A 23,235-nucleotide genomic window follows, 5' to 3' on the forward strand; every position below is an offset into this window, starting at 1 on the left:
GTCAGAGAAAGCTCCGGCCGTCGACGTAGGCCTTGCGCCACCGCTGCACGTGCACGCGGTCGAACAGCCCGCCGCGGGCGAACGGGTCGGCGGCGATGAGGGCCTCGGCCTCCTCGCGGGTGTCGACGTCGACGAGGTAGATGCCGCCGTCGGCGGTCTCGCCGTCGTCGGACAGCTTGGCGCCGCACGCGATCAGCTTCGGCGCCACCGTGGCGAGGTAGTCCAGGTGCGCCGGGCGCAGCTTGGTGCGCAGCGCGACGTGATCGGGCTTGTCGAACGTCTCGATGAGGTAGGGCATCTCGTTCCTTCTGTCGCGGGGCCAGGTCCATCCTGCCGCTCGGGGCCGGCGCCCGCGTACCGCGTGGCGCCGGCCCCGAGCGGGAGCACGGCCGATGTCAGCCGATGAAGCCCCACAGCAGCATCGCGGCGCCGTAGACCAGGCCGATCCAGAACATGCAGACCACGGTGTGGCCCATGATGTCCTTCAGCTTCAGCTTCGAGATCGCCAGCGCGGGGAGGATCCAGAACGGCTGCACGAGGTCGTTCCACGCGTTGCCCAGCTGCACGCTGACGGCCGTGGCGGCCATGTTCGAGCCGAGCTGGTTCGCCGCGTCGATCATGAACGGGCCCTGCAGCACCCAGTGCCCGCCGCCCGAGGGGGCGAAGAAGTTGATCACGAAGCTCGCCACGTAGCCCCAGAACGGCAGGGTCTCGGCCGTCGAGAAGCTCGCGAACCACGCGGCGATGGTCTCGACGAGACCCGAGCCCTCCATGATCGCCATGATGCCGGCGTAGAAGGGGAACTGCAGGATGATGCCCGAGACGGTGCCGATGCCGCCCGCCAGCTTCTCGACGTAGCGCTGCGGGGTGCCGACGAGGATGATGCCGAGGAACAGGATCAGGAAGTTGATGAAGTTCAGGTCGGCGGCGCCGCCGGTGAGCAGGTGCTGGACCGACCAGCCGATGCCGAGCGCACCGATCACGTAGGCGATCACGCGCGAGTGGTTGAGGCGGTTCGCGAACGTGAGCGTGCCGCCGTCGGCCTCGCGCAGCCGGGCGATCTCGTCGCGGTGCGAGATGCGGGGCTGCTCCATCTCGCCGCGGAACCGGTCGCGGTCGATCTCGACGATGTCGGCGCCCGGCTTGGGGTGCAGCCAGGCGTTCAGCAGCGGCAGCGTGATGAGCACCACCACCGCGGTGACGAGCATGATCGGGTGGAACAGCGTCTGCGCGACGGGGATGAGGCCCATGCTGCCCTCGAGCGCGTGGCCCGCGGTCGAGATGGTCAGCGGGATCGTCGCCGACAGGCCCAGGCCGTAGAGAGTGAAGCCCGAGTAGGCCGAGGCGATGATCGTCGGGTAGTGCACGCCGCGCACGCGGTAGGCGAGCTTCTTGGCGATGATGCCGCCGACGACGAGGCCGAAGCCCCAGTTCAGGTACGAGCCGATCGCGCCCACGAGGGTGGCGACGATGACGGCGCCGCGCGGCGTGCGCACCTTGTCGGCGAGGCGGTCCAGCAGGCGGTCGGTGACCGGCGCGACGGCCAGGACGTAGCCCATCGCCAGGATCACGGCCATCTGCGTGGTGAACGCCAGCAGGTTCCAGAAGCCGTCGCCCCACGAGGCGACGATGTCGATCGGGTTGCTGCGCTCGATGACGATCGCGAGCAGCGCCGTCAGCAGCGTCAGCAGGATCGCGAACACGAACGGATCGGGAAGATACTTCCGCATCAGCTGGGTGAAGAACCCGGTCACCTTCGTCATCGTCGACCTCCTGAATCGTCCGGCTTTGGACGCCTGCACGTGCGCTTTGCGCACGCATGCGCTTTATGCGCACAGTGGGGTAGCGTAGCCCACCGCCGGGCCGATTGCGGAATCGGCCCGAGACGAGGAGGCGCGCATGGCGACGACGCGGTGGACCAGGCGACCCGAGGGGTCGACCTGGGGCGATTTCGGGCCCGACGACACCCTCGGCCGCCTCAACCTCATCGGCCCCGAGCAGGTGCGCAAGGGCGTGGCCGAGGTGCGCGACGGCGTGACGTTCTCGCTCTCGCTGCCCCTGGATCTGCCCGGCGGCACGGCGATGAACCCCAACCGCTTCCCGCCGATCGTGCGCCCGAACCTGCGCGCCGGTCACGCGAACTTCAACGTGCCGATGTCGGTGGCCTACCCCGGCGCCTCCGACCTCATGTGCGACGACCTCGTGGTGCTGCACACGCAGTACTCCACGCAGTGGGACGCGTTCGGTCACGAGGGCGCCTTCTTCGACGCCGACGGCGACGGCGTCGCCGAGCCGGTCTACTACAACGGCTGGCGTGCGGGCGCCGACGTGACGGGCCCCGCCTCGCCCGCCGACGCCGGCCTGGGCTCGCTCGGCCGCGTGGACGGCGCCGCCGACGGCTCGGCGTCGACCTCGCACGCCGGCCCCGTCGACATCTCGCACGCCGCCGCGCACGGCATCCAGGGCCGCGCGGTGCTCGTCGATCTCGAGGCGCACCTCGGGCGCGACCGCACGGTCGTCGGCGGCGACGCCCTGCGCCGCATCCTCGACGCCGACGGCATCACCGTCGAGCCGGGCGACATCGTGCTGCTGCACACCGGCTTCGCCGACGCGATCCTCGCCGCCGGCGGCTCGCCCTCCGCCGACGTCATCGGCTCGTGTGCCGTGCTCGACGGCGCCGACCCGGCGCTGCAGGCCTGGATCCGCGACAGCGGCGTCGCGGCGATCGCGGCCGACAACTACGCCGTCGAGGCGTTCCCCGCCACGCGCGCGGGCGACGGCGACCCCGTGCTGCCGCTGCACGAGCTGTGCCTGTTCCGCCTGGGCGTGCACCTCGGCGAGCTGTGGCACCTGACGCCCCTCTCGCGGCACCTGCGGCGGGCCGGGCGATCCCGGCTGCTGCTGACCGCCCCACCCCTGCGGCTGCCCGGCGCAACCGGGTCGCCCGTGACCCCGATTGCGACGGTGTGACATGACCCCCTCCCGCATCCTCATCACCGGCGGAGCCGCCGGGATCGGCCTGGCCATCGCCCGCGAGGCCGCCGCGGCCGGGCACGACGTGGTCGTGATCGACCGCGCCGCGGCGCCCGTGGGCACCTCGATCCAGGCCGATCTGTCCGACCCCGCCTCGACGGCGCGCGCGCTCGAGGAGGCGCTCGCGGGCGGCCCGATCACCCGGATCGTCAACAACGTCGGCGCGGTGTTCCCGCACCCGGTCGAGGAGCAGACGCTCGACGAGGTCGACGCCGCGTTCGCGCTCAACCTGCGCTGTGCGATCCAGTGCACGCAGGCCCTCCTGCCCGGCATGCGCGAGGCCCGGTTCGGGCGGATCGTGAACATGGCCAGCCGCGCCGCGCTGGGCAAGGAGCTGCGCAGCGCCTACGCCGCCACCAAGGCCGGGCTCATCGGCCTGACCCGCGTGTGGGCGCTCGAGCTGGGCGCCGACGGCATCACGGCCAACGCGATCGGTCCCGGCCCCATCGCGACCGAGCTGTTCGAGAAGGCGAACCCGCCGGGGCATCCGCGCACCCAGGCGATCGTCGACGCCGTGCCCGTGCGCCGGGTCGGCACGCCGGAGGACGTCGCGCACGCGGCGGCGTTCTTCCTCGACGAGCGCAGCGGCTTCGTCACCGGCCAGACGCTGTACGTCTGCGGCGGCATGACCGTCGGGGTGGCGCCGCTGTGACCGCTCCCCTGGCCGTCCTGGGCGGCGGATCGATCGGCGTCGCCTTCGCCCTGCAGTTCGCGCTCGCCGGCCGCGCCGTGCGCGTGTACGAGCCGTCGCCCGACCGGCGCACGGCCATCCCCGGCGAGCTGCGCGCCCGCCTGGCCGAGCTGGCCGCGCACGGGCTGCTCGACGACGACCTCGACGCGGTGGCCGGACGCGTGGTGCTGACCTCGGCGGTGGCCGAGGCGGTGGCGGGCGCCGCGATCGCGCAGGAGTGCGCGCCCGAGCGGGCCGAGATCAAGCGGGCCCTGTTCGCCGAGGCCGCCGCGGCGGATCCCGACGCGATCCTCGCGAGCTCGTCGTCGGCGATCGTGCCGAGCGCGATCACGGGCGAGGAGCCGTGGGCCGACCGGCTGATCGTCGCCCACCCGGGCAACCCGCCGTACCTGATCCCCGTCATCGAGCTCGTGCCGGGGCCTCGCACCGCGGCCGGCGTAATCGATCGGGCCGCCGCCGTGTACGAGGCGGTGGGGTTGCGGCCCGTGCGCCTGACGCGCGAGATCGAAGGCTTCGTGTTCAACCGCCTGCAGGGCGCCGTGCTGCGCGAGGCATACTGCCTGCTGCGCGACGGCATCGCGTCGGTCGACGACATCGACGCCGTGATGCGCGAGGGCCTCGGGCGGCGCTGGTCGTTCATGGGGCCGTTCGAGACGAGCGACCTCAACGTGCGCGGCGGGCTCGAGGCCCACGCCGCGCGCATGGCGCCCGCCTACGAGCGCATGGGCGCCGAGCGCGGCCAGCACGATCCCTGGACCCCCGAGCTCGTGGCCGAGGCGCACCGCCAGCGCCGCGAGATCCTGCCGCTCGAGGAGTGGGAGGACCGCGTGCTGTGGCGCGATCGGGAGCTCATGCGGCGCAAGCGCCTGCTCGGCTGAGCCCGCCGTCCGCGTCGCCGGGGCGCGCCGCTATCCTCGGCTCATGCTGATGACCCCGTTCACACCGACGTGGACGCTCTTCCTCCTCGCGATGCTCGGCTTCGGCCTCGCCCTGTGGGCCGTGCTCCGGCGCGCGCCCGACCGCACGCGCCGCCTCGCGCTCGTGGCCGTCGCGGTGGCGAACTGGGCGATGTCGACGTACTTCACGTTCGATCGGATCCTCGACCCGGCGATCCCCGACTTCGTGTTCAGCCAGAACTGGCCGTCCCACTTCTGCACGCTCGTGACGATCCTGCTCGTGCCGGCCATGTGGTTCCGCCCCGATCCGGCGAGCCGGTGGCGGTTCTGGGTGCGGCCGCTGCACACCCTGCTGTTCTTCCCGGGGGCGCTCGCCGGGTTCCTCGTGCTGTTCTCGCCGGCGGCCGAGTACACCGAGCTGCCGGTCTTCCACGAGAACACGCTGTTCTACCTCGTGCACGCGCTCAACGTGGTGCTGCCGTTCGTGCACGCCGCGCTGGGCTACTACCGACCGCGGTACCGCGACGCCCTGCTCTCGCTCGTGTGGTTCGCGATCGTCGCGCTGGGCGTGCTGGCGATCACCCTCTTCGCGCGCGCGTTCGTCGATCCCGCGGCGAACTACATGTACTTCTTCGATCCGATGGGCGCCGGCATCCTCGTCGTCCTCTGGGACCTGATCGGCATCCCGGTGCTGTACGAGCTGCCGCTCGTGCCGATCCTCGCCCCGGTGCTGCTGCTCATGTGCGCGATCCACCACGGCATCGAGGCGCTCGCCCGCCGGGCCTCCCGGCGCCCGCTGGAGGCCGTCCCGGCGTAGCCGCGCGCCGCGGGAGAATGGAGCGTGCCCTCCGTTCTCGATGCCCTCCGATCGCCGCGCCTGCTGGTGCGTGAGGCGCTGGCGGGCCTCGTCGTCGCCCTCGCGCTGATCCCCGAGGCGATCGCGTTCTCCGTGATCGCCGGCGTCGATCCGCGCGTGGGCCTGTACTCGTCGTTCGTGATGGCCGTGGCGATCGCGTTCGTCGGCGGGCGCTCCGCGATGATCTCGGCATCGACGGGCGCGGTCGCTCTCGTCGTGGCCGACGTGGCGCCGACCTACGGGCTCGACTACCTGCTCGCCACGATCATGCTGGCGGGGGTGTTCCAGATCGCGCTCGGCGCCCTCGGCGTGGCCAAGCTGCTGCGCTTCATCCCTCGCAGCGTCATGGTCGGCTTCGTGAATGCCCTGGCGATCATCGTGCTCATGTCGCAGCTGCCACAGCTGATCGGCGTGCCCTGGCTCACCTACCCGCTCGTGGCGCTCGGGGTCGTCGTCATCGTGCTGTTCCCGCGCCTCACGACCGCGGTGCCGGCCCCGCTGATCGGGGTGATCGCGGTCACCGCCGTCGTGCTCATCGCCGGCATCGACGTGCCGACGGTGGGCGACCAGGGCGCGCTCCCCTCGGCGCTGCCCGTGCCGCTCCTGCCGGCCGTGCCGCTGACGGGCGAGACGTTCGCAATCATCGCCCCCTACGCCGCCGGCGTCGCCGTGGTGGGGCTCGTGGAGTCGCTCATGACGGCCAAGCTCGTCGACGACATCACCGACACCCGCTCGTCCAAGACCCGCGAGGCGGCCGGCCAGGGCATCGCGCAGATCCTGTCGTCGCTGTTCGGCGGCATGGGCGGGTGCGCGGTGGTGGGCCAGACGATGATGAACGTGAAGATCTCGGGCGCCCGCACCCGCATCTCGACGTTCCTCGCCGGGGCGTTCCTGCTGCTGCTCGTGATCGTCTTCGGCGACTTCGTCGCCTCGATCCCGATGGCGGCGCTCGTGGCCGTGATGCTCATGGTCTCGTACGCGGCCTTCGACTGGCACTCCGTGCGCCCGTCGACGCTGCGGCGCATGCCGCTGAGCGAGACGACCGTGATGATCGTGACCGTGGCGCTCACGGTGGCGACCGAGAACCTCGCGATCGGCGTGGGCGCCGGCATGCTCACGGCGGCCGTGCTGTTCGTGCGACGCGTGGCGCATTTCACCACGGTGACGCGGCGGCTGTCGGACGACGGATCGACCGCGCACTACGACGTGGTGGGCGAGCTGTTCTTCGCCTCGTCGAACGACCTCACGACGCAGTTCTCGTACGCCGACGATCCCTCGCGCGTGGTCATCGACATGTCGCGCTCGCACGTGTGGGATGCCTCGACCGTCGCGGCCCTCGACGCGATCGTGCACAAGTACGCCCAGCGCGGCACGGCGGTCGAGATCGTCGGCATGAACGAGGCCAGCGGCGACTTCCACACCCGCCTCACGGGCAATCTGCCGTAACCCGGCTCCCGGGGCTCTCGACTCGCTTCGCTCGCTCGAGCCGTCTCGGCTCCCTCCGGTCGCTCGACGAGCCCGGGTGGTTCCGGCGCGGCTACCCGCCATCACGACCGAAGCTCGCACGGGCTCGTCGACCGGAGGCGCGCAGCGCCGGAGCGGAGACGGGCCGAGCGGAGCGCCGCAGGCGCGGAGTCGAGGCCAAGGCCTCAGGCCCCGCTCTCGGCTCCCTCCGCTCGCTCGCCGCGCCCGGGTGGTCACGGCACAACAGCGCAGATCTGCGATTCCGCGCAGCCGATCCCCACCCCGATGCGCCACAACGCAGATCTGCGCCGCGACGCACGCCCGGGAACGACGAAGGTCCCGCACCCTGACGGATGCGGGACCTTCGGTCAGCGGTGCTGAGTTACTTCTTGTCCTCGTCCTCGACGACGGCGTCCTCGGCGGCCTCCTCGGCAGCCGCGCCCTCCTCGGGCGACTCGGCACCGGCGTCGGCGGCGGCCTCCTCGGCCGGAGCCTCCTCGACGACCTCGGTCTCCTCCGCGGGGGTCTCCTCGGCCGGAGCCTCCTCGGCCGCAGCGGCCTTCTTCGAGGAGGACTTCTTGGCGGCCGGGGCGGCCTTCTTCTCGACGGGCTCGAGCACGAGCTCGATCACGGCCATGGGCGCGTTGTCGCCCTTGCGGTTGCCGACCTTCGTGATGCGGGTGTAGCCGCCCTCACGGTCGGCCACCTGCGGCGCGATCTCGGTGAAGAGGACGTGCACGACTTCCTTGTCACCGATGACCGACAGCACGCGACGGCGGGCGTGCAGGTCGCCGCGCTTCGCGAACGTGATGAGGCGCTCGGCGAGCGGACGCAGGCGCTTGGCCTTGGTCTCGGTCGTCTTGATCGACTTGTGCGTGAAGAGCGACGCCGCGAGGTTGGCGAGGATCAGACGCTCGTGGGCGGGGCCGCCGCCGAGGCGGGCACCCTTCGTGGGCTTAGGCATTTCTTGTTACTCCAGGATGTTCGTCAAGTCGAAGAGGATCAGAGGGTCTCGTCGTCGTAGCCGCCGTAGAAGTTGGCGCCGTCGAAACCGGGCACCGAGTCCTTCAGCGACAGACCGAGCGAGACGAGCTTGTCGCGCACCTCGTCGACCGACTTCTGACCGAAGTTGCGGATGTTCATGAGCTGCGTCTCCGAGAGGGCGACGAGCTCGCTCACCGTGTTGATGCCCTCGCGCTTGAGGCAGTTGTACGAACGGACCGACAGGTCGAGGTCCTCGATCGGCATCGACAGCTCGTTCGAGAGCACCTGCTCAACCGGCGCGGGGCCGATCTCGATGCCCTCGGCCTCGACGTTCAGCTCGCGGGCGAGGCCGAACAGCTCGACGAGCGTGCGGCCGGCCGAGGCCACCGCGTCGCGCGGGGCGATCGACGGCTTGGTCTCGACGTCCAGCACGAGCTTGTCGAAGTCGGTGCGCTCACCGGCACGCGTGGCGTCCACGCGGTAGGCGACCTTGAGCACCGGCGAGTAGATCGAGTCGATCGGGATCTGACCGGCCTCGGCGTACTCGTTGCGGTTCTGCACGGCCGAGACGTAGCCGCGACCGCGCTCGATCGTGAGCTCGAGCTCGAACTTGGCGGTGTCGTTCAGCGTGGCGATGACCAGCTCGGGGTTGTGGATCTCGACGCCCGCGGGAGCCGAGATGTCGGCAGCCGTGACCTCGCCGGCGCCGGTCTTGCGCAGGTAAGCCGTGATGGGCTCGTCGCGCTCGCTCGACACCACGAGCTGCTTGATGTTGAGGATGATCTCGGTGACATCTTCCTTGACACCGGGGATCGTGCTGAACTCGTGCAGCACACCGTCGATGCGGATGCTGGTGACGGCCGCACCCGGGATCGACGAGAGGAGGCTGCGACGCAGCGAGTTGCCGATCGTGTAACCGAAGCCCGGCTCCAGCGGCTCGATGATGAACCGGCTGCGGAACTCCGAGATCTTCTCCTCGGTGAGAGTCGGACGCTGTGCGATGAGCACTATGTGTTCCTTTCGATCAAGTGCCCGCTATATGACACTTGGTTGTTCGAGGTCTTGAGTTTTACTCGTGCGAGCCGAGCCCGCGGTGGAACGACGAAGGCCCCGGGGCGGCCGGCACGAGGCCGGCGGCACCCCGGGGTGACGCGTCAGACGCGGCGGCGCTTCGGCGGACGGCAGCCGTTGTGCGCCTGCGGCGTCACGTCCGAGATCGAGCCGACCTCGAGGCCGGCGGCCTGCAGCGAGCGGATCGCGGTCTCGCGACCCGAGCCCGGGCCCTTCACGAAGACATCGACCTTCTTGACGCCGTGCTCCTGCGCCTGGCGGGCGGCCGACTCCGCGGCCATGCCGGCGGCGTACGGCGTCGACTTGCGCGAGCCCTTGAAGCCCACGCCACCCGACGAGGCCCAGCTGATGACAGCGCCCGACGGGTCGGTGATCGAGACGATCGTGTTGTTGAACGTCGACTTGATGTGGGCCTGGCCCAGCGCGATGTTCTTCTTCTCCTTGCGGCGCGGCTTGCGCGCAGCAGTCTTGGGGGTAGCCATTATTTAGTCTCCTGAACCAATCCGCGCTTAGCGGGCCTTCTTCTTACCGGCGACGGTGCGCTTCGGACCCTTGCGGGTACGCGCGTTCGTCTTGGTGCGCTGACCGCGCACCGGAAGGCCGCGACGGTGGCGGAGACCCTCGTACGAGCCGATCTCGACCTTGCGGCGGATGTCGGCGGCGACCTCGCGGCGCAGATCACCCTCGACCTTGTAGTTGGCCTCGATGTAGTCGCGGAGCGCGACGAGCTGGTCGTCGCTGAGGTCCTTGACGCGGATGTTCTCGTCGATGCCGGTGGCAGCGAGGATCTCGTTCGAGCGGGTACGGCCCACGCCGTAGATGTACGTGAGTGCGATCACCACGCGCTTGTCGCGCGGGATGTCGACGCCGGCAAGACGTGCCATGCGGTTCTCCTGTGTGTTGGTGGAGGTGTGGAGCAGGATCGGTGCCCGGGCCTCCGCCCCGAGGTGTCCCCCACGTGTGGGTTCTGATCCTGCCGTGATGTGTGAAGTTGTAAGCCTGCGGATCCGCCGAAGCGGAAGACGTCAGCCCTGGCGCTGCTTGTGGCGCGGGTTCGACTTGCAGATGACCATCACGCGGCCGTTGCGGCGGATGACCTTGCAGTGGTCGCAGATGGGCTTGACGGAGGGGTTGACCTTCATGGCGCGTTCCTTATCGCTGTCTTCACCGGGCCGCTCGCGCGGGGGTGTTACTTCTCGGCCGGCTGAACTCAGCGGTAGCGGTAGACGATGCGGCCGCGGGTGAGGTCGTAGGGGCTGAGCTCCACGACCACGCGGTCCTCGGGGATGATGCGGATGTAGTTCTGCCGCATCTTTCCCGAGATCGTGGCGAGCACCTTGTGACCGTTCGTCAGCTCGACGCGGAACATCGCGTTGGGCAGCGCCTCGGACACCGTGCCTTCGATCTCGATGACACCGTCTTTAGCCATAAACTCGCTTACGCTGGGCAGACCGGCCGGTCTGCGGTGGATGGGGTGGTGGTGCCCTATGACACGCCGAAAATAGGCGCAAGGCACCAAAGATCTATGGTAGACCACCCGCCGCCGTTCGGCAAACGGGCGTGTCGCCTCACTGCAGCTGGTCGACGATGTTGGCCTGCGGGTCGCCCGAGAGCGAGACGAACTCGTCGTTCAGCAGCACCGTGGGCGTGCCGATGCCCTGCGCGTTCGGGGCCACGGGGGTCTCGGGCGTCATCTTGGTGACGTAGTCCTTGTACTCCCCGGCCGCGATGCAGTCGGCCGCGCCGCCGGCGCCCGCCTGGGACGCGTAGTCCGCCAGCTCGTCGTCGGTCAGGCCCGTGCTGCCCTCGGCGGGCTGGTTGCGGAACAGCAGGTCGATGAACGGGTACACGGCGTCGGGGTTCTCGTCCGCGACGCAGTACACGGCGCTCGCCGACCGCGTGGAGTACTCCGTGCCCTGCGAGTACCGGTCGAGGATCGAGATGGGGTGCACCTTGAGGGTGACCTCGCCGTCGGCGACGAGGTCGGAGACCGTCTCGCTGTACCCCTCGTGGTACCGCTGGCAGACCGGGCAGAACAGATCGATGTACTCCTCGACGACGTTCTCGCCGTCGCCGAAGGTGATCGCGCCGGTCGCCTCGTCGACGACGGCGCTGGCCGGCGACTCCGCGCCGGCGAGGGCCTGGCGGTTCATCTGCACGACGAGCACCGCGATCACGGCGATGGCGACGACCACGGCCGCCGAGATCCAGATCGCGAGCCAGTTGGTCTTGCGCGCAGCGGCCATGGGGTCCTCCGAGGAAGGGTCAGTTGATCGGGGCGGGCGTCACGCCGAACGGCGCGAGCCCCTCGGCGCCACCGTCGGGGGCGGTGAGCACCCAGATACCACCAGCATGCACCGCAACGCTGTGCTCCCAGTGTGCGCCGTCCGAGCCGTCCTCGGTCGTCACCGTCCAGTCATCGTCCTCGACGAACACGGCCTCCGAGCCCGAGGTCATCATCGGCTCGACGCAGATCGTCAGCCCCGGCTTGACCTTGGCGCCCGGCTGCGCGGTGCGGTAGTGGAACAGCGTGGGCGGCTCGTGCATCTTGCGCCCGATGCCGTGGCCCACGTAGTCGCGCAGGATGCCCGCGGGGGCGCCGCTGAACGACAGCGGGTTGTCCTCGATGTAGTCCTGGATCACCGCGCCGACGCCGGCAAGGTGACTCGCGCTCGCGAGCGCCGCGATCCCCGCCCACATCGATCCGCGGGTGACGTCGCTCAGCTCCTGCCGGCGCGCAACGACCTCGGGGTCGCCGCCGGGCAGCACGATCGTGATCGCGGAGTCGCCGTTCCATCCCTCGGGCGTCTCGGCGCCGCAGTCGATCGAGACGATGTCGCCCGGCTCGAGCACGCGCTCCCCCGGGATGCCGTGGACGACCTCGTCGTTCACCGACACGCAGATCGTGTGGGCGTAGCCCGGCACGAGCTGGAAGTTGGAGTGCGCGCCCCGCTCGACGATCGCGGCCTCGGCGATGCGGTCGAGCTCGAGCGTGGTCATGCCCGGCCGGATCGCGGCGCGGACGGCCTCGAGGGCGGCGTGGGTGATGAGGCCGGCCTCGACCATCCCGCGCAGCTGCTCGGGGGTCTTGTACGCGCTGCGGCGGAAGACCACGGCGTCAGGCGCTGACGCGCGCGATGCCGCGGGCCTCGAGGGCCGCGAAGATGCGCGCGGTGATCTCGTCGAGCGAGCCCACACCGTCGATGCGGTCGACGATCCCGCGATCCTCGTAGAGGTCGATGATCGGCGCGGTCTCGGACTCGTAGATGTCGAGGCGCTTGGCGATCGCCTCTTCCGTGTCGTCGGAGCGGCCCTCCTGCTCGGCGCGGAGCGTGAGGCGCTGCAGGCTCTCGGCGCGCGGCACGTCGAGCAGGATCACGGCGTCGAGCTTCTCGCCGCGACCGGCGAGGAACTCGTCGAGGTGCCCCACCTGGGCGGCGTTGCGCGGGTAGCCGTCGAGCAGGAAGCCGGCCTGGGCGTCGTCCTGCGACAGGCGGTCGCGCACGATCTCGCTCGTGACGGCGTCGGGCACGAGCTCGCCGGCGTCGGTGATCGCCTTGACCTTGAGGCCCAGCTCCGTGCCGCCCTTGATGTTGGCGCGGAAGATGTCGCCCGTCGAGACGACGGGGATCGAGAGGGCCTCGGCGATGCGGACGCCCTGGGTGCCCTTGCCCGAGCCCTGGGGGCCGACGATGAGAAGACGTGCGGTCATCGGAGGAGCCCTTCGTAGTGGCGCTGCTGCAGCTGCGCATCGATCTGCTTCACCGTCTCGAGACCGACGCCCACGATGATGAGGATCGAGGCCCCGCCGAAGGGGAAGTTCTGGTTCGCCTGCACGGTGGCGAGGGCGATGAGCGGGATCAGCGCGATCAGGCCCAGGTAGATCGAACCGGGGAACGTGATGCGCGTGAGCACGTAGTCGAGGTACTCGGCCGTGGGGCGACCCGCGCGGATGCCGGGGATGAAGCCGCCGTACTTCTTCATGTTGTCGGCGACGTCGACCGGGTTGAAGGTGATCGCCACGTAGAAGTACGTGAAGCCGATGATCAGCAGGAAGTACACGAGCATGTACAGCCAGTGGTCGCCCGTCGTGAAGTACGTGTTGATCCACGTGACCCACTCCGGCACGTTGCCCTCGGCGTCGGGCGTCGCGTTGAACTGCGCGACGAGGGCGGGCAGGTACAGCAGCGACGAGGCGAAGATGACGGGCACGACGCCGGCCATGTTCACCTTGATCGGGATGTAGGTGTTCGTGCCGCCGTAGGTGCGCCGGCCCACCATGCGCTTGGCGTACTGCACGGGGATGCGCCGCTGGGACTGCTCGACGAAGACGACGAGCGCGACAATCACGATGCCGATCGCGAGCACGAGCAGGAAGACCTCGAAGCCGCGGGCCTGCCAGATGGCGCCCATCGCGCCGGGGAACGTGGCGGCGATCGAGGTGAAGATCAGCAGCGACATGCCGTTGCCGATGCCGCGCTCGGTGACGAGCTCGGCGAACCACATGATCAGGCCGGTGCCGGCGGTCATGCAGATGATGATGAGCAGCTGCGCCCACCACACGTCGTTCACGAGCAGCTGGTTGCACTCCGCGATGCCCGTGACGCCGAACAGCTGACCGCTGCGGGCGACGGTGACGAGGGTGGTCGACTGCAGCAGCGCCAGCGCGATCGTGATGTAGCGCGTGTACTGCGTGAGCTTGGCCTGCCCCGACTGGCCCTCCTTGTAGAGGGTCTCGAAGTGCGGGATGACCACGCGCAGGAGCTGCACGATGATCGTCGCGGTGATGTACGGCATCACACCGAGCGCGAAGATCGACAGCTGCAGCAGCGCACCGCCGGAGAACAGGTTCACGAGCGAGAGGAGACCCTCGGCGCCGGCCGTCTGATCGAGGCAGCTCTGGACGTTCGGGAAGTTCACGAACGGAGCAGGCACGTGCGCGCCCAGGCGGTAGATCACGATGATCGCGAGCGTGAAGCCGATCTTCCGACGCAGATCCGGCGTGCGGAAGATCCGCGCGATGGCACTGAACAAGGAAATGCCTTCCTGAAAACTGGTGGCTGCCGCCCGCGGCGGAGCCTGGTCAAGCCTAACGCAAGAGGGGCCGGGGGCCTTCCGGCTCCCGACCCCTCTGCGTGCGTTACTTGACGCTGCCGCCGGCGGCGACGATCTTCTGCTCAGCCGAGCCGGAGACCTTGTCGACCTCGACGTTCAGCGCCACGGCGATGTCGCCGTTGCCCAGAACCTTGACCTTCTCGTTCTTGCGGACCGCGCCCTTGGCCACCAGGTCGGCGACGGTCACGTCGCCACCCTGCGGGTAGAGCTCGGCGAGCTTCTCCAGGTTCACGACCTGGTACTCCACGCGGAACGGGTTCTTGAAGCCGCGCAGCTTGGGCGTGCGCATGTGCAGCGGCATCTGGCCACCCTCGAAGCCGGTCTTCACGGTGTTGCGGGCCTTGGTGCCCTTCGTGCCGCGACCGGCCGTCTTGCCCTTCGAGGCCTCACCGCGACCCTTGCGGGTCTTCGCGGTGTTGGCGCCCGGGACCGGACGGAGGTGGTGGACCTTCAGAACGCCGGGGCGCTCCTCGTTGTTCTCGGCCATCAGTCGATCTCCTCAACCTTGACGAGGTGAGCGACGGTGCGGACGTAGCCGCGCGTCTGCTGGTCGTCGGGACGGACGACCGAGTCGCCGATCCGCTTGAGACCGAGCGAACGCAGCGTGTCACGCTGGTTCTGCTTCTCGCTCACCTTGGACTTGATCTGCGTCACCTTGAGACGCGCAGCCATCAGGCACCTACCTTCGCGGCAGCGGCGGCCTCGGCCTCCGCACGAACCAGACGAGCCGGCGCGACCTGGTCGAAGTCGAGGCCACGGCGCGCGGCGACCGCACGCGGCTCCTCGAGCTGCTTCAGGGCCGCGACGGTCGCGTGCACGATGTTGATCGTGTTCGACGAGCCGAGCGACTTCGACAGCACGTCGTGGATGCCGGCGCACTCGAGCACGGCACGCACCGGGCCACCGGCGATCACACCGGTACCCGCAGCGGCCGGACGGAGCAGCACGACACCGGCGGCGGCCTCACCCTGCACCGGGTGCGGGATGGTGCTGGCCACGCGGGGCACGCGGAAGAAGTTGCGCTTGGCGTCCTCGACACCCTTCGAGATGGCCAGGGGCACCTCGCGGGCCTTGCCGTAGCCGACGCCCACGACGCCGTTGCCATCGCCCACGACCACGAGGGCCGTGAAGCTGAAGCGACGACCGCCCTTGACGACCTTCGACACGCGGTTGATGGTCACCACGCGCTCGAGGAACTGGCTGTCGGCGCCGCGGCCACCGCGGTCGTTGTCACGACGGCGGTTGTCGCGGCCACCGCGGCCACCGCGACGGTCGTCGCGCGGCTCGGTGCCGGCGGCCTGCTCGGCCACGGCCGGAGCGGCTGCTTCGGTGGTCACTTCGGTCTCCTTGTTGTCACTCACAGGTTCAGCCCTCCTTCGCGGGCGCCATCGGCAATCGCGGCGACGCGACCGGCGTAGCGGTTGCCGCCGCGGTCGAACACCGCGTCGGTGACGCCGGCGGCCTTCGCGCGCTCGGCGAGGAGCTCGCCGACCTTGCGGGCCTTGGCGGTCTTGTCACCTTCGAGCGAGCGCAGCTCGGTCTCGAGGGTGGAGGCGCTGGCCAGGGTGTGACCCTTGCTGTCGTCGACGAGCTGCACGAAAACGTGGCGCGCCGAACGGGTCACGACCAGACGGGGGCGAACAGGCGTGCCCACGACCTTCTTGCGAAGGCGAACGTGGCGGCGCTTGCGAGCGACGGACTTCGACTTCACAGCCATGATTACTTACCAGCCTTTCCGGCCTTGCGACGCACGACCTCGCCGGCGTAGCGCACACCCTTGCCCTTGTAAGGCTCGGGCTTGCGGATCTTGCGGATGTTGGCGGCGACCTCGCCCACGGCCTGCTTGTCGATGCCGCTCACGGTGAGCTTGTTGTTGCCCTCGACCGTGAACGTGATGCCTGCCGGCGGCTCGACGGTGACCGGGTGCGAGAAGCCCAGAGCGAACTCGACGGCCGAGCCCTTCTGCGCCACGCGGTAACCGGTTCCGACGACCTCGAGGCCCTTGGTGTAGCCCTCGGTCACGCCGATGATGTTGTTGTTGATGAGAGTGCGGGTCAGACCGTGCAGCGAACGCGACTCGCGCTCGTCGTCGGGGCGGGTGACGAGAACCTGGTTCTCCTCGACCTTGACCTCGATCGGCTTGGCCACGGTGAGCGAGAGCTCGCCCTTGGGGCCCTTGACGGCGACCTGCTGCCCGTCGACGGTCACAGTGACGCCGGCGGGGATGTCGATGGGAAGACGTCCAATACGCGACATTAGGTGATCACCACACGTAGGCGAGGACTTCCCCACCCACGCCCTTCTGCTCGGCCTGGCGGTCCGTGAGGAGGCCCGACGAGGTGGACAGGATGGCGACGCCGAGGCCGCCGAGCACCTTGGGGAGCTCGTTCGACTTGGCGTACACGCGGAGGCCGGGCTTCGAGACACGCTTGATGCCGGCGATCGAACGCTCACGGTTGGGACCGTACTTGAGCGTCAGCGTGAGGTTCTTGCCGACGCGGGCGTCGGTCTCCTCCCACGCCGCGATGTAACCCTCCTGCTTGAGGATGTCCGCGATGTGCGTCTTGAGCTTGCTCGACGGCAGGGTCACGGAGTCGTGGTGCGCCGAGTTCGCGTTGCGCAGCCGGGTCAGCATGTCTGCGACCGGGTCTGTCATGGTCATATGAGTTGTCCTTTGTTCATGAGGTTTCGGCTGCCGTTACACGACAGACGACCTTCCACGACCGGATTGAGCAATATTCGATTGTCCGTGGGAATGCCGGGCCCGACAAAATCGAGCCCGGCATTCACAGCGGTTTACCCGAGACCGAGGCCTCAGGCAGCCTGCGTGGCCTTGTTCACGAAGGGGAAGCCGAGGTGGCGGATCAGCGCCCGGCCCTCGTCGTCCGTCTTCGCGGTGGTCACGATGGTGATGTCGAAGCCGCGGACGCGATCGATCTTGTCCTGGTCGATCTCGTGGAAGATCGACTGCTCCTGCACACCGAAGGTGTAGTTGCCGTTCCCGTCGAACTGCGCGTCCGACAGACCGCGGAAGTCGCGGATGCGGGGCAGGGCGAGCGAGATGAGGCGGTCCAGGAACTCCCACGCGCGGTCACCGCGGAGGGTGACGTGCGCGCCGATGGCCTGGCCCTCGCGCAGCTTGAACTGCGCGATCGACTTGCGGGCCTTGGTCACGAAGGGCTTCTGGCCGGTGATGGCCTCGAGGTCCTTGATGGCGCCCTCGATCACCTTGCTGTCGCGAGCTGCCTCGCCGACACCGGTGTTCACGACGACCTTGACCAGGCCGGGAACCTGCATGACGTTGGCGTAGCCGAACTCGTCCTGCAGCTTCTGACGGATCTCCTCGCGGTAGACCCGCTTCAGGCGCGGCTGGATCTTGCCAGCCTGCGCGGCGGTGTCCGTGCTCATCAGATGTCCTTACCCGACTTCTTCGCGTAGCGAACGCGAACCGTCTTCTTCACGCCGTCCTTGACCTGCTCCTCGAGACGGAAGCCCACGCGGGTCGGCTTCTTGGTCTCGGGGTCCACCAGCGCGACGTTCGACACGTGGATCGGGGCCTCGAAGGTCTCGATGCCGCCGGTCTTGGTGCCGCGCTGAGTCTGGCCGACTCGGTTGTGCTTGGTGATGAAGTTCACGCCCTCGACGACGACGCGGTTGCCGCCGTCGATGACCTCGAGAACCTTGCCCTGCTTGCCGCGGTCGCCGCCGCGGTCCTGCTTGGCGCCGGTGATGACCTGAACGAGGTCACCCTTCTTGATGTTCGCCATGGCTTACAGCACCTCCGGGGCGAGCGAGACGATCTTCATGAACTTGCGGTCACGAAGCTCGCGGCCGACCGGGCCGAAGATGCGGGTGCCGCGGGGCTCCCCGTCGTTCTTCAGGATCACGGCGGCGTTCTCGTCGAACTTGATGTACGAGCCGTCTGCACGGCGCGTCTGCTTCACGGTGCGGACGACGACGGCCTTGACCACGTCGCCCTTCTTCACGTTGCCGCCCGGGATCGCGTCCTTGACCGTCGCGACGATGGTGTCGCCCACGCCGGCGTAGCGGCGGTTGGAGCCACCGAGCACGCGGATGGTGAGCAGCTCCTTCGCGCCGGTGTTGTCGGCGACCTTGAGGCGGGATTCAGTCTGAATCATGGATTACTTCGCCTTCTCGAGGATCTCGACCAGGCGCCAGTTCTTCGTGGCGCTCAGCGGACGGGTCTCGTGGATCAGAACGAGGTCGCCGATGCCGGCGGTGTTCTGCTCGTCGTGCGCCTTGAGCTTCTTCGAACGACGGATGACCTTGCCGTAGAGGGGGTGCTTCACGCGGTCCTCGACCTCGACGACGATCGTCTTGTCCATCTTGTCGCTCACGACGTAGCCGCGGGCCGACTTGCGGTAACCGCGGGCCTCGGCGTCGCGCACGTCGTGCTCGGCGCCGGCCTGCTTCTCGGTGGCCATTACTCAGCCTCTCCCTCGGCGACAGCCGGCTCTTCGGCCTTCTTCGCCTTGCTCTTCTTGGGCTTCGCCTCGACCGGAGCGGGCGTGGCACGGATGCCGAGCTCGCGCTCACGGATGACGGTGTAGAGCCGCGCGATGTCGCGCTTCACGGCGCGGATGCGGCCGTGGCTCTCGAGCTGGCCGGTGGCCGACTGGAAGCGCAGGTTGAACAGCTCCTCCTTGGCCTTGCGCAGCTCCTCGACGAGGCGCTGGTCCTCGAACGTGTCGAGCTCGGTGACAGCGAGCTCCTTGGTGCCGATCGCCATTACGCGTCGCCCTCCTCGCGCTTGATGATGCGTGCCTTGAGCGGCAGCTTGTGAATGGCACGGGTCATGGCCTCGCGAGCGAGCTGCTCGTTGACGCCGGCGACCTCGAAGAGGACGCGACCCGGCTTGACGTTGGCGACCCACCACTCCGGCGAACCCTTACCGGAACCCATTCGGGTCTCGGCCGGCTTCTTCGTGAGCGGACGGTCGGGGTAGATGTTGATCCACACCTTGCCGCCACGCTTGATGTGACGCGTCATGGCGATACGAGCTGCCTCGATCTGACGGTTCGTCACGTAAGCGGGGGTGAGGGCCTGGATGCCGAACTCACCGAAGGAGACCTGCGTCCCACCCGTGGCCGCGCCATCCCGCTTGGGGTGGTGCTGCTTGCGGTACTTGACCTTGCGAGGGATGAGCATTACGCCGTCGCTCCTTCCGCGACCTTCGGGGCAGCGTCGTCACGACGCGGGCCACGGCGGCCGCCACGGTCGCGAGCGGGCTTCATGTTGGCCTGCTCGCGAGCGAGTTCCTTGTTGGTGAGATCACCCTTGTAGATCCAGACCTTCACGCCGATGCGGCCGAAGGTGGTCTTGGCCTCGTAGAAGCCGTAGTCGATGTTCGCGCGCAGCGTGTGCAGCGGCACACGACCCTCGCGGTAGAACTCCGAACGGCTCATCTCCGCGCCGCCGAGGCGGCCCGAGACCTGGATCCGGATGCCCTTGGCGCCGGCGCGCTGGGCGCCCTGGAGGCCCTTGCGCATCGCGCGGCGGAATGCCACGCGGGCGCTGAGCTGCTCCGCGATGCCCTGGGCGACGAGCTGGGCGTCGGCCTCGGGGTTCTTGACCTCGAGGATGTTGAGCTGGATCTGCTTCTTGGTGAGCTTCTCGAGCTCGCTGCGCAGACGCTCGGCCTCCGCACCACGACGACCGATGACGATGCCCGGGCGTGCGGTGTGGATGTCGATGCGGACGCGGTCACGCGTGCGCTCGATCTCGATGCGGCTCACGCCCGAGCGGTCGAGCGTCTCCTGCAGGTACTTGCGGATCCGAACGTCCTCGGCCACGTAGTCCGCGTAGCGCTGACCCGGCTTCGTCGAGTCAGAGAACCAGCGCGAGACGTGGTCCGTGGTGATGCCGAGGCGGAAGCCGTAGGGGCTGACCTTCTGTCCCATTACTTGCTCGCCTTCTTCTCAGCACCGGCGGCAGCGGTCTCCGCGACCTCCGGCGTCGAAAGCACGACCGTGATGTGGCTCGTGCGCTTCTTGATCTGGAACGCGCGGCCCTGGGCGCGGGGCTGGAAACGCTTGAGCGTCGTCCCCTCGTCCACGAAGGCGTTCTTCACGAACAGATCGCGCTGATCCAGGTACTCACCGTCGCGGTCGGCCTTCACCTGCGCGTTGGCCATCGCGGACTCAACGAGCTTGAAGATCGGCTCCGAAGCGGCCTGCGGCGCGAACTTCAGGATGGCAAGGGCCTCTTCGGCCTGCTTGCCCTTGATAAGGGCCACGACACGACGAGCCTTCTGAGGGGTCACGCGGATGTGTCGCACGCGTGCGATGGACTCCACCATTTCTCTCTCCTCTTGCGTCCCCGCGTCAGCGGCGACGGCCCTTCTTGTCGTCCTTCTCGTGGCCGCGGAAGGTGCGGGTGGGCGAGAACTCGCCCAGCTTGTGGCCGACCATGGCCTCGGTCACGAACACGGGGATGTGCTTGCGACCGTCGTGCACGGCGATGGTGTGTCCCAGCATGGCGGGGACGATCATCGAACGGCGCGACCAGGTCTTGATGACGTTCTTGGTACCCGCCTCGTTCTGCGAGACAACCTTGCGAAGCAGGTGCTCGTCGACGAAGGGGCCCTTCTTCAGACTGCGTGGCATCTTCTTGACTCCTACTTACGCTTCTTGCCGGCGGTACGGCGACGAACGATGAGCTTGTCGCTTTCCTTGTTGGCGTGACGGGTACGGCCCTCAGGCTGACCCCACGGGGTGACGGGGTTGCGTCCACCCGAGGTCTTGCCCTCACCACCACCATGGGGGTGGTCGACCGGGTTCATGGCGACACCGCGGACAGTCGGGCGCACGCCGAGCCAGCGCTTGCGGCCCGCCTTGCCCCAGTTGATGTTCGACTGCTCGGCGTTGCCGACCTCGCCGATCGTGGCGCGGCAGCGGGCGTCGACGTTGCGGACCTCGCCCGACGGCAGACGGAGCTGCGCGTAGGGGCCGTCCTTGGCGACGAGACGCACCGAGGCGCCGGCCGAGCGAGCCAGCTTCGCACCGCCGCCGGGACGGAGCTCGATCGCGTGGATCACCGTACCGGTCGGGATGTTGCGCAGGGGCAGGTTGTTGCCCGGCTTGATGTCGGCGTTCGGGCCCGACTCGACGACGTCGCCCTGCTGCAGCTTGTTCGGCGCGAGGATGTAGCGCTTCGTGCCGTCCACGTAGTGCAGGAGCGCGATGCGCGCCGTGCGGTTGGGGTCGTACTCGATGTGAGCGACCTTGGCGTTGACGCCGTCCTTGTCGTTGCGACGGAAGTCGATGACGCGGTACTGGCGCTTGTGGCCACCGCCGATGTGGCGGGTGGTGATGCGGCCCTGGTTGTTGCGACCACCGGTCTTCGACAGCGGGCGCAGCAGCGACTTCTCGGGCGTCGACCGGGTGATCTCGGCGAAGTCAGCCACCGACGAGCCGCGACGGCCAGGCGTCGTGGGCTTGTAGTTGCGAATAGCCATATTCGTTCTCTCTAGTCCTTCCCGGCGATCAGGCGACGGCCGTGAAGATGTCGATGGTGCCCGACTTGAGCGTGACGATCGCGCGCTTGGTGTCCTTGCGCTTGCCGATGCCGAAGCGGGTGCGGCGCGCCTTGCCGACGCGGTTGATCGTGTTCACCGAAGCGACCTCGACGCCGAAGATCTTCTCGATCGCCAGCTTGATCTCGGTCTTGTTCGAGCGCGGGTCCACCAGGAAGGTGTACTTGCCCTCGTCGATGAGCCCGTAGCTCTTCTCCGAGACGACCGGCTTCAGGATGATGTCGCGCGGGTCCTTGTTGACGGTCATGCCGAGACCTCCTTGGCGCCGACCGTCTTGAACGCGACGAACGTGTCGACGGCGGCCTTGGTGAAGACGATGTCGTCCGAGACGAGCACGTCGTAGGCGTTGAGCTGGTCCGGGGTGAGGACGTGAACGTTCGCGAGGTTGCGAACGCTCAGCCAGCCGTAGTCGTCGGTGCGGTCGAGCACGACGAGGACCTTCTTCGACGGAGCGACCTGGGCGAGGTACGCCGCGGCAGCCTTGGTCGAGGGAGCGTCGGTGCCGAAGGACTCGACGACGTGCAGGCGGCCACCGCGCAGACGGTCGCTGAGCGCGCCCGCGAGGGCGGCGGCGATCATCTTCTTGGGGGTGCGCTGCGAGTAGTCGCGCGGCTTCGGGCCGTGGACGATGCCACCGCCGCGGTGCTCGGGCTGGCGGATCGAGCCCTGGCGCGAACGGCCGGTGCCCTTCTGCTTGAACGGCTTGGCGCCGGTACCCGAGACCTCGCCGCGACGCTTGGTCGAGTGCGTGCCCTGGCGAGCCGCCGCGAGCTGCGCGACGACGACCTGGTGGATGAGCGGGATGTTCGTCTTGACGTCGAACACCGAGGCGGGCAGCTCGACCGAGCCGGCCTTCTTGCCGTCGGTGCCCTGGACGTCCAGAGCGAGAGTCGAGTCAGTCATCTAACTCAGGCCCCCTTCACAGCGTTGCGGACGTACACGGTGCGGCCGCGCGCGCCGGGGACGGCGCCCTTGACGAGCAGCAGACCCTTCTCGGCGTCGACGGCGTGAACCGTGAGGTTGAGGACGGTCACGCGCTCCGAGCCCATGCGGCCGGCCATGCGCATGCCCTTGAACACGCGGCTCGGGGTCGACGAGGCGCCGATCGAACCGGGCTTGCGGTGGTTGCGGTGCGCACCGTGCGAGGCGCCGACGCCAGCGAAGTTGTGGCGCTTCATGACACCCGCGGTGCCCTTGCCCTTGCTCGTGCCGACGACGTCGACGAGCTGGCCGGCCTCGAAGGTGCCATCGACCGTGAGCTCCTGACCGAGCGTGTACTCGGCGGCGTCCGCGGTGCGGATCTCGGCGATGTGACGACGCGGGGTGACGCCGGCGGCCTCGAAGTGGGCCGTGAGCGGCTTGTTCACCTTGCGCGGGTCGATCGCGCCCGCGGCGATCTGGATGGCCTTGTAGCCGTCCTTCTCGGGCGTGCGGATCTGGGTGACGACGTTCGGCTGGATCTCGATCACCGTGACGGGGATGAGCTTGCCGTTCTCGTTCCACACCTGGGTCATGCCGAGCTTCTTGCCCAGGAGACCCTTGGAAGTCTTCGTGTTGATGTCAGCCATGT

General features: G+C 68.7%; 36 protein-coding genes. 5 read left to right on the plus strand and 31 right to left on the minus strand.

The genetic code is table 11. The features are described 5' to 3' along the window. Nucleotide 1 precedes the first annotated feature (1 nt). Nucleotides 2-298 (minus strand): YciI family protein, encoded by a 297-nt coding sequence (locus E3O41_RS11390; RefSeq protein ID WP_067024669.1) that lies wholly within the window; start codon nt 296-298, stop codon nt 2-4. 97 nt (nt 299-395) lie between these two features. Then, on the minus strand, nt 396-1,763 hold the full coding sequence (locus E3O41_RS11395) for a short-chain fatty acid transporter (RefSeq protein WP_067024672.1): 1,368 nt from the start codon (nt 1,761-1,763) through the stop codon (nt 396-398). A 136-nt stretch (nt 1,764-1,899) separates the two neighbouring features. On the opposite strand from E3O41_RS11395, the gene E3O41_RS11400 reads away from it, so the two are divergent. From E3O41_RS11400 to E3O41_RS11420, 5 genes are read left to right on the plus strand one after another with little or no spacing between them, the layout of a single operon-like run. Beyond that, entirely contained in the window at nt 1,900-2,970 is a 1,071-nt protein-coding gene (locus E3O41_RS11400) for a cyclase family protein (protein ID WP_067024675.1), read from the plus strand. A 1-nt stretch (nt 2,971) separates the two neighbouring features. Beyond that, entirely contained in the window at nt 2,972-3,685 is a 714-nt protein-coding gene (locus E3O41_RS11405) for an SDR family oxidoreductase (RefSeq protein ID WP_067024678.1), read from the plus strand. Continuing rightward, complete coding sequence (locus E3O41_RS11410) at nt 3,682-4,602, plus strand: 3-hydroxyacyl-CoA dehydrogenase (protein ID WP_067024681.1); 921 nt, start codon at nt 3,682-3,684, stop codon at nt 4,600-4,602. The genes E3O41_RS11405 and E3O41_RS11410 overlap by 4 nt, the downstream gene beginning before the upstream one ends. Nucleotides 4,603-4,645: 43 nt before the next feature. Continuing rightward, complete coding sequence (locus tag E3O41_RS11415) at nt 4,646-5,437, plus strand: TMEM164 family acyltransferase (protein ID WP_135012422.1); 792 nt, start codon at nt 4,646-4,648, stop codon at nt 5,435-5,437. Between the two features lie 24 nt (nt 5,438-5,461). Then, the gene (locus tag E3O41_RS11420) at nt 5,462-6,922 is read left to right on the plus strand and encodes a SulP family inorganic anion transporter (protein ID WP_135012424.1); all 1,461 of its coding nucleotides are present in this window, start codon (nt 5,462-5,464) and stop codon (nt 6,920-6,922) included. Between the two features lie 400 nt (nt 6,923-7,322). Here E3O41_RS11420 and rplQ read toward each other — a convergent pair whose 3' ends face one another. The 29 genes from rplQ to rplC form a co-directional block, all read right to left on the minus strand. Next, nucleotides 7,323-7,904: a 50S ribosomal protein L17 gene (gene rplQ, locus E3O41_RS11425; RefSeq protein ID WP_067024690.1), complete on the minus strand. Its 582-nt coding sequence runs from the start codon at nt 7,902-7,904 to the stop codon at nt 7,323-7,325. 38 nt (nt 7,905-7,942) lie between these two features. Continuing rightward, nucleotides 7,943-8,932, minus strand: coding sequence for a DNA-directed RNA polymerase subunit alpha (locus tag E3O41_RS11430; RefSeq protein WP_067024693.1), 990 nt, complete (start codon nt 8,930-8,932; stop codon nt 7,943-7,945). Between the two features lie 146 nt (nt 8,933-9,078). Beyond that, nucleotides 9,079-9,477 (minus strand): 30S ribosomal protein S11, encoded by a 399-nt coding sequence (gene rpsK, locus E3O41_RS11435; RefSeq protein WP_067024696.1) that lies wholly within the window; start codon nt 9,475-9,477, stop codon nt 9,079-9,081. A gap of 27 nt (nt 9,478-9,504) precedes the next feature. After that, entirely contained in the window at nt 9,505-9,879 is a 375-nt protein-coding gene (gene rpsM, locus E3O41_RS11440) for a 30S ribosomal protein S13 (protein ID WP_067024699.1), read from the minus strand. 141 nt (nt 9,880-10,020) lie between these two features. Further along, complete coding sequence (rpmJ, locus tag E3O41_RS11445) at nt 10,021-10,137, minus strand: 50S ribosomal protein L36 (protein ID WP_055821300.1); 117 nt, start codon at nt 10,135-10,137, stop codon at nt 10,021-10,023. A gap of 68 nt (nt 10,138-10,205) precedes the next feature. Then, entirely contained in the window at nt 10,206-10,424 is a 219-nt protein-coding gene (infA, locus tag E3O41_RS11450) for a translation initiation factor IF-1 (protein WP_029151296.1), read from the minus strand. Between the two features lie 139 nt (nt 10,425-10,563). Next, complete coding sequence (locus tag E3O41_RS11455; RefSeq protein WP_067024703.1) at nt 10,564-11,241, minus strand: DsbA family protein; 678 nt, start codon at nt 11,239-11,241, stop codon at nt 10,564-10,566. A 19-nt stretch (nt 11,242-11,260) separates the two neighbouring features. Beyond that, nucleotides 11,261-12,109 carry a type I methionyl aminopeptidase gene (gene map / locus E3O41_RS11460; protein WP_083990853.1) on the minus strand — a complete coding sequence of 283 codons (849 nt, stop codon included), beginning with the start codon at nt 12,107-12,109 and terminating at the stop codon, nt 11,261-11,263. 4 nt (nt 12,110-12,113) lie between these two features. Next, the gene (locus E3O41_RS11465) at nt 12,114-12,707 is read right to left on the minus strand and encodes an adenylate kinase (protein ID WP_067024706.1); all 594 of its coding nucleotides are present in this window, start codon (nt 12,705-12,707) and stop codon (nt 12,114-12,116) included. Continuing rightward, complete coding sequence (gene secY / locus E3O41_RS11470; protein WP_067024708.1) at nt 12,704-14,029, minus strand: preprotein translocase subunit SecY; 1,326 nt, start codon at nt 14,027-14,029, stop codon at nt 12,704-12,706. The genes E3O41_RS11465 and secY overlap by 4 nt, the downstream gene beginning before the upstream one ends. A 106-nt stretch (nt 14,030-14,135) precedes the next feature. Next, on the minus strand, nt 14,136-14,600 hold the full coding sequence (rplO, locus tag E3O41_RS11475) for a 50S ribosomal protein L15 (protein WP_420845464.1): 465 nt from the start codon (nt 14,598-14,600) through the stop codon (nt 14,136-14,138). Continuing rightward, nucleotides 14,597-14,782, minus strand: coding sequence for a 50S ribosomal protein L30 (gene rpmD / locus E3O41_RS11480; protein ID WP_067024713.1), 186 nt, complete (start codon nt 14,780-14,782; stop codon nt 14,597-14,599). Before rpmD ends, rplO begins: the two co-directional genes overlap by 4 nt. Further along, nucleotides 14,782-15,471, minus strand: coding sequence for a 30S ribosomal protein S5 (gene rpsE, locus E3O41_RS11485; protein ID WP_067024716.1), 690 nt, complete (start codon nt 15,469-15,471; stop codon nt 14,782-14,784). Before rpsE ends, rpmD begins: the two co-directional genes overlap by 1 nt. After that, the gene (gene rplR / locus E3O41_RS11490; protein WP_067024719.1) at nt 15,468-15,827 is read right to left on the minus strand and encodes a 50S ribosomal protein L18; all 360 of its coding nucleotides are present in this window, start codon (nt 15,825-15,827) and stop codon (nt 15,468-15,470) included. Before rplR ends, rpsE begins: the two co-directional genes overlap by 4 nt. A 2-nt stretch (nt 15,828-15,829) precedes the next feature. Next, nucleotides 15,830-16,366, minus strand: a complete 537-nt coding sequence (gene rplF, locus E3O41_RS11495) for a 50S ribosomal protein L6 (protein WP_067024722.1) — start codon at nt 16,364-16,366, stop codon at nt 15,830-15,832. Nucleotides 16,367-16,373: 7 nt separating this feature from the next. Further along, a complete protein-coding gene (rpsH, locus tag E3O41_RS11500) occupies nt 16,374-16,772 on the minus strand; it encodes a 30S ribosomal protein S8 (RefSeq protein WP_067024725.1) in 399 nt (132 codons plus the stop codon). A 152-nt stretch (nt 16,773-16,924) separates the two neighbouring features. Next, nucleotides 16,925-17,518: a 50S ribosomal protein L5 gene (gene rplE / locus E3O41_RS11505; RefSeq protein ID WP_067024728.1), complete on the minus strand. Its 594-nt coding sequence runs from the start codon at nt 17,516-17,518 to the stop codon at nt 16,925-16,927. Continuing rightward, nucleotides 17,518-17,877 (minus strand): 50S ribosomal protein L24, encoded by a 360-nt coding sequence (gene rplX, locus E3O41_RS11510; protein ID WP_067024731.1) that lies wholly within the window; start codon nt 17,875-17,877, stop codon nt 17,518-17,520. Before rplX ends, rplE begins: the two co-directional genes overlap by 1 nt. A 3-nt stretch (nt 17,878-17,880) precedes the next feature. Further along, on the minus strand, nt 17,881-18,249 hold the full coding sequence (gene rplN, locus E3O41_RS11515) for a 50S ribosomal protein L14 (protein WP_055992168.1): 369 nt from the start codon (nt 18,247-18,249) through the stop codon (nt 17,881-17,883). 3 nt (nt 18,250-18,252) lie between these two features. Further along, nucleotides 18,253-18,555, minus strand: coding sequence for a 30S ribosomal protein S17 (rpsQ, locus tag E3O41_RS11520; protein WP_067024734.1), 303 nt, complete (start codon nt 18,553-18,555; stop codon nt 18,253-18,255). Then, nucleotides 18,555-18,860 (minus strand): 50S ribosomal protein L29, encoded by a 306-nt coding sequence (gene rpmC, locus E3O41_RS11525; protein ID WP_067024737.1) that lies wholly within the window; start codon nt 18,858-18,860, stop codon nt 18,555-18,557. Before rpmC ends, rpsQ begins: the two co-directional genes overlap by 1 nt. After that, a complete protein-coding gene (rplP, locus tag E3O41_RS11530; protein WP_067024740.1) occupies nt 18,860-19,279 on the minus strand; it encodes a 50S ribosomal protein L16 in 420 nt (139 codons plus the stop codon). The genes rpmC and rplP overlap by 1 nt, the downstream gene beginning before the upstream one ends. After that, nucleotides 19,279-20,031: a 30S ribosomal protein S3 gene (gene rpsC / locus E3O41_RS11535; RefSeq protein ID WP_067024743.1), complete on the minus strand. Its 753-nt coding sequence runs from the start codon at nt 20,029-20,031 to the stop codon at nt 19,279-19,281. The genes rplP and rpsC overlap by 1 nt, the downstream gene beginning before the upstream one ends. Continuing rightward, on the minus strand, nt 20,031-20,429 hold the full coding sequence (gene rplV / locus E3O41_RS11540) for a 50S ribosomal protein L22 (protein WP_067024745.1): 399 nt from the start codon (nt 20,427-20,429) through the stop codon (nt 20,031-20,033). The genes rpsC and rplV overlap by 1 nt, the downstream gene beginning before the upstream one ends. 25 nt (nt 20,430-20,454) lie before the next feature. Continuing rightward, entirely contained in the window at nt 20,455-20,736 is a 282-nt protein-coding gene (gene rpsS / locus E3O41_RS11545) for a 30S ribosomal protein S19 (RefSeq protein ID WP_067024749.1), read from the minus strand. Between the two features lie 11 nt (nt 20,737-20,747). Further along, nucleotides 20,748-21,587: a 50S ribosomal protein L2 gene (gene rplB, locus E3O41_RS11550; protein WP_135012426.1), complete on the minus strand. Its 840-nt coding sequence runs from the start codon at nt 21,585-21,587 to the stop codon at nt 20,748-20,750. Between the two features lie 28 nt (nt 21,588-21,615). Further along, nucleotides 21,616-21,912 (minus strand): 50S ribosomal protein L23, encoded by a 297-nt coding sequence (gene rplW, locus E3O41_RS11555; RefSeq protein ID WP_067024755.1) that lies wholly within the window; start codon nt 21,910-21,912, stop codon nt 21,616-21,618. Further along, nucleotides 21,909-22,568, minus strand: coding sequence for a 50S ribosomal protein L4 (gene rplD, locus E3O41_RS11560; RefSeq protein WP_067024758.1), 660 nt, complete (start codon nt 22,566-22,568; stop codon nt 21,909-21,911). Before rplD ends, rplW begins: the two co-directional genes overlap by 4 nt. A gap of 5 nt (nt 22,569-22,573) precedes the next feature. Continuing rightward, complete coding sequence (gene rplC, locus E3O41_RS11565) at nt 22,574-23,233, minus strand: 50S ribosomal protein L3 (protein ID WP_067024761.1); 660 nt, start codon at nt 23,231-23,233, stop codon at nt 22,574-22,576. Nucleotides 23,234-23,235 lie beyond the last annotated feature (2 nt).

The organism is Microbacterium sediminis, from assembly GCF_004564075.1.
Lineage (GTDB): Bacteria > Actinomycetota > Actinomycetes > Actinomycetales > Microbacteriaceae > Microbacterium > Microbacterium sediminis.

Coding starts and splice junctions, on each gene's coding strand:
- rplX (WP_067024731.1), bottom strand. CDS start 17,877: ATGGCGAACATCAAGAAGGGTGACCTCGTTCAGGTCATCACCGGCGCC.
- E3O41_RS11415 (WP_135012422.1), top strand. CDS start 4,646: ATGCTGATGACCCCGTTCACACCGACGTGGACGCTCTTCCTCCTCGCG.
- rplE (WP_067024728.1), bottom strand. CDS start 17,518: ATGAGCACGGACACCGCCGCGCAGGCTGGCAAGATCCAGCCGCGCCTG.
- E3O41_RS11465 (WP_067024706.1), bottom strand. CDS start 12,707: ATGACCGCACGTCTTCTCATCGTCGGCCCCCAGGGCTCGGGCAAGGGC.
- rpsK (WP_067024696.1), bottom strand. CDS start 9,477: ATGGCTACCCCCAAGACTGCTGCGCGCAAGCCGCGCCGCAAGGAGAAG.
- rplP (WP_067024740.1), bottom strand. CDS start 19,279: ATGCTCATCCCTCGCAAGGTCAAGTACCGCAAGCAGCACCACCCCAAG.
- rplB (WP_135012426.1), bottom strand. CDS start 21,587: ATGGCTATTCGCAACTACAAGCCCACGACGCCTGGCCGTCGCGGCTCG.
- rplC (WP_067024761.1), bottom strand. CDS start 23,233: ATGGCTGACATCAACACGAAGACTTCCAAGGGTCTCCTGGGCAAGAAG.
- rpsH (WP_067024725.1), bottom strand. CDS start 16,772: ATGACCATGACAGACCCGGTCGCAGACATGCTGACCCGGCTGCGCAAC.
- rpsS (WP_067024749.1), bottom strand. CDS start 20,736: ATGCCACGCAGTCTGAAGAAGGGCCCCTTCGTCGACGAGCACCTGCTT.
- rpmJ (WP_055821300.1), bottom strand. CDS start 10,137: ATGAAGGTCAACCCCTCCGTCAAGCCCATCTGCGACCACTGCAAGGTC.
- rpsQ (WP_067024734.1), bottom strand. CDS start 18,555: ATGGCCACCGAGAAGCAGGCCGGCGCCGAGCACGACGTGCGCGACGCC.
- rpmD (WP_067024713.1), bottom strand. CDS start 14,782: ATGGCTGCGCGTCTCAAGGTGACGCAGATCAAGTCCAAGGTGAGCGAG.
- rplV (WP_067024745.1), bottom strand. CDS start 20,429: ATGGTGGAGTCCATCGCACGCGTGCGACACATCCGCGTGACCCCTCAG.
- E3O41_RS11400 (WP_067024675.1), top strand. CDS start 1,900: ATGGCGACGACGCGGTGGACCAGGCGACCCGAGGGGTCGACCTGGGGC.
- rplD (WP_067024758.1), bottom strand. CDS start 22,568: ATGACTGACTCGACTCTCGCTCTGGACGTCCAGGGCACCGACGGCAAG.
- E3O41_RS11395 (WP_067024672.1), bottom strand. CDS start 1,763: ATGACGAAGGTGACCGGGTTCTTCACCCAGCTGATGCGGAAGTATCTT.
- E3O41_RS11455 (WP_067024703.1), bottom strand. CDS start 11,241: ATGGCCGCTGCGCGCAAGACCAACTGGCTCGCGATCTGGATCTCGGCG.
- rplF (WP_067024722.1), bottom strand. CDS start 16,366: ATGTCGCGTATTGGACGTCTTCCCATCGACATCCCCGCCGGCGTCACT.
- rpsM (WP_067024699.1), bottom strand. CDS start 9,879: ATGGCACGTCTTGCCGGCGTCGACATCCCGCGCGACAAGCGCGTGGTG.
- rplQ (WP_067024690.1), bottom strand. CDS start 7,904: ATGCCTAAGCCCACGAAGGGTGCCCGCCTCGGCGGCGGCCCCGCCCAC.
- infA (WP_029151296.1), bottom strand. CDS start 10,424: ATGGCTAAAGACGGTGTCATCGAGATCGAAGGCACGGTGTCCGAGGCG.
- rplW (WP_067024755.1), bottom strand. CDS start 21,912: ATGACCGTCAACAAGGACCCGCGCGACATCATCCTGAAGCCGGTCGTC.
- rpmC (WP_067024737.1), bottom strand. CDS start 18,860: ATGGCGATCGGCACCAAGGAGCTCGCTGTCACCGAGCTCGACACGTTC.
- E3O41_RS11405 (WP_067024678.1), top strand. CDS start 2,972: ATGACCCCCTCCCGCATCCTCATCACCGGCGGAGCCGCCGGGATCGGC.
- rplN (WP_055992168.1), bottom strand. CDS start 18,249: ATGATTCAGACTGAATCCCGCCTCAAGGTCGCCGACAACACCGGCGCG.
- rplR (WP_067024719.1), bottom strand. CDS start 15,827: ATGGCTGTGAAGTCGAAGTCCGTCGCTCGCAAGCGCCGCCACGTTCGC.
- rpsC (WP_067024743.1), bottom strand. CDS start 20,031: ATGGGACAGAAGGTCAGCCCCTACGGCTTCCGCCTCGGCATCACCACG.
- E3O41_RS11390 (WP_067024669.1), bottom strand. CDS start 298: ATGCCCTACCTCATCGAGACGTTCGACAAGCCCGATCACGTCGCGCTG.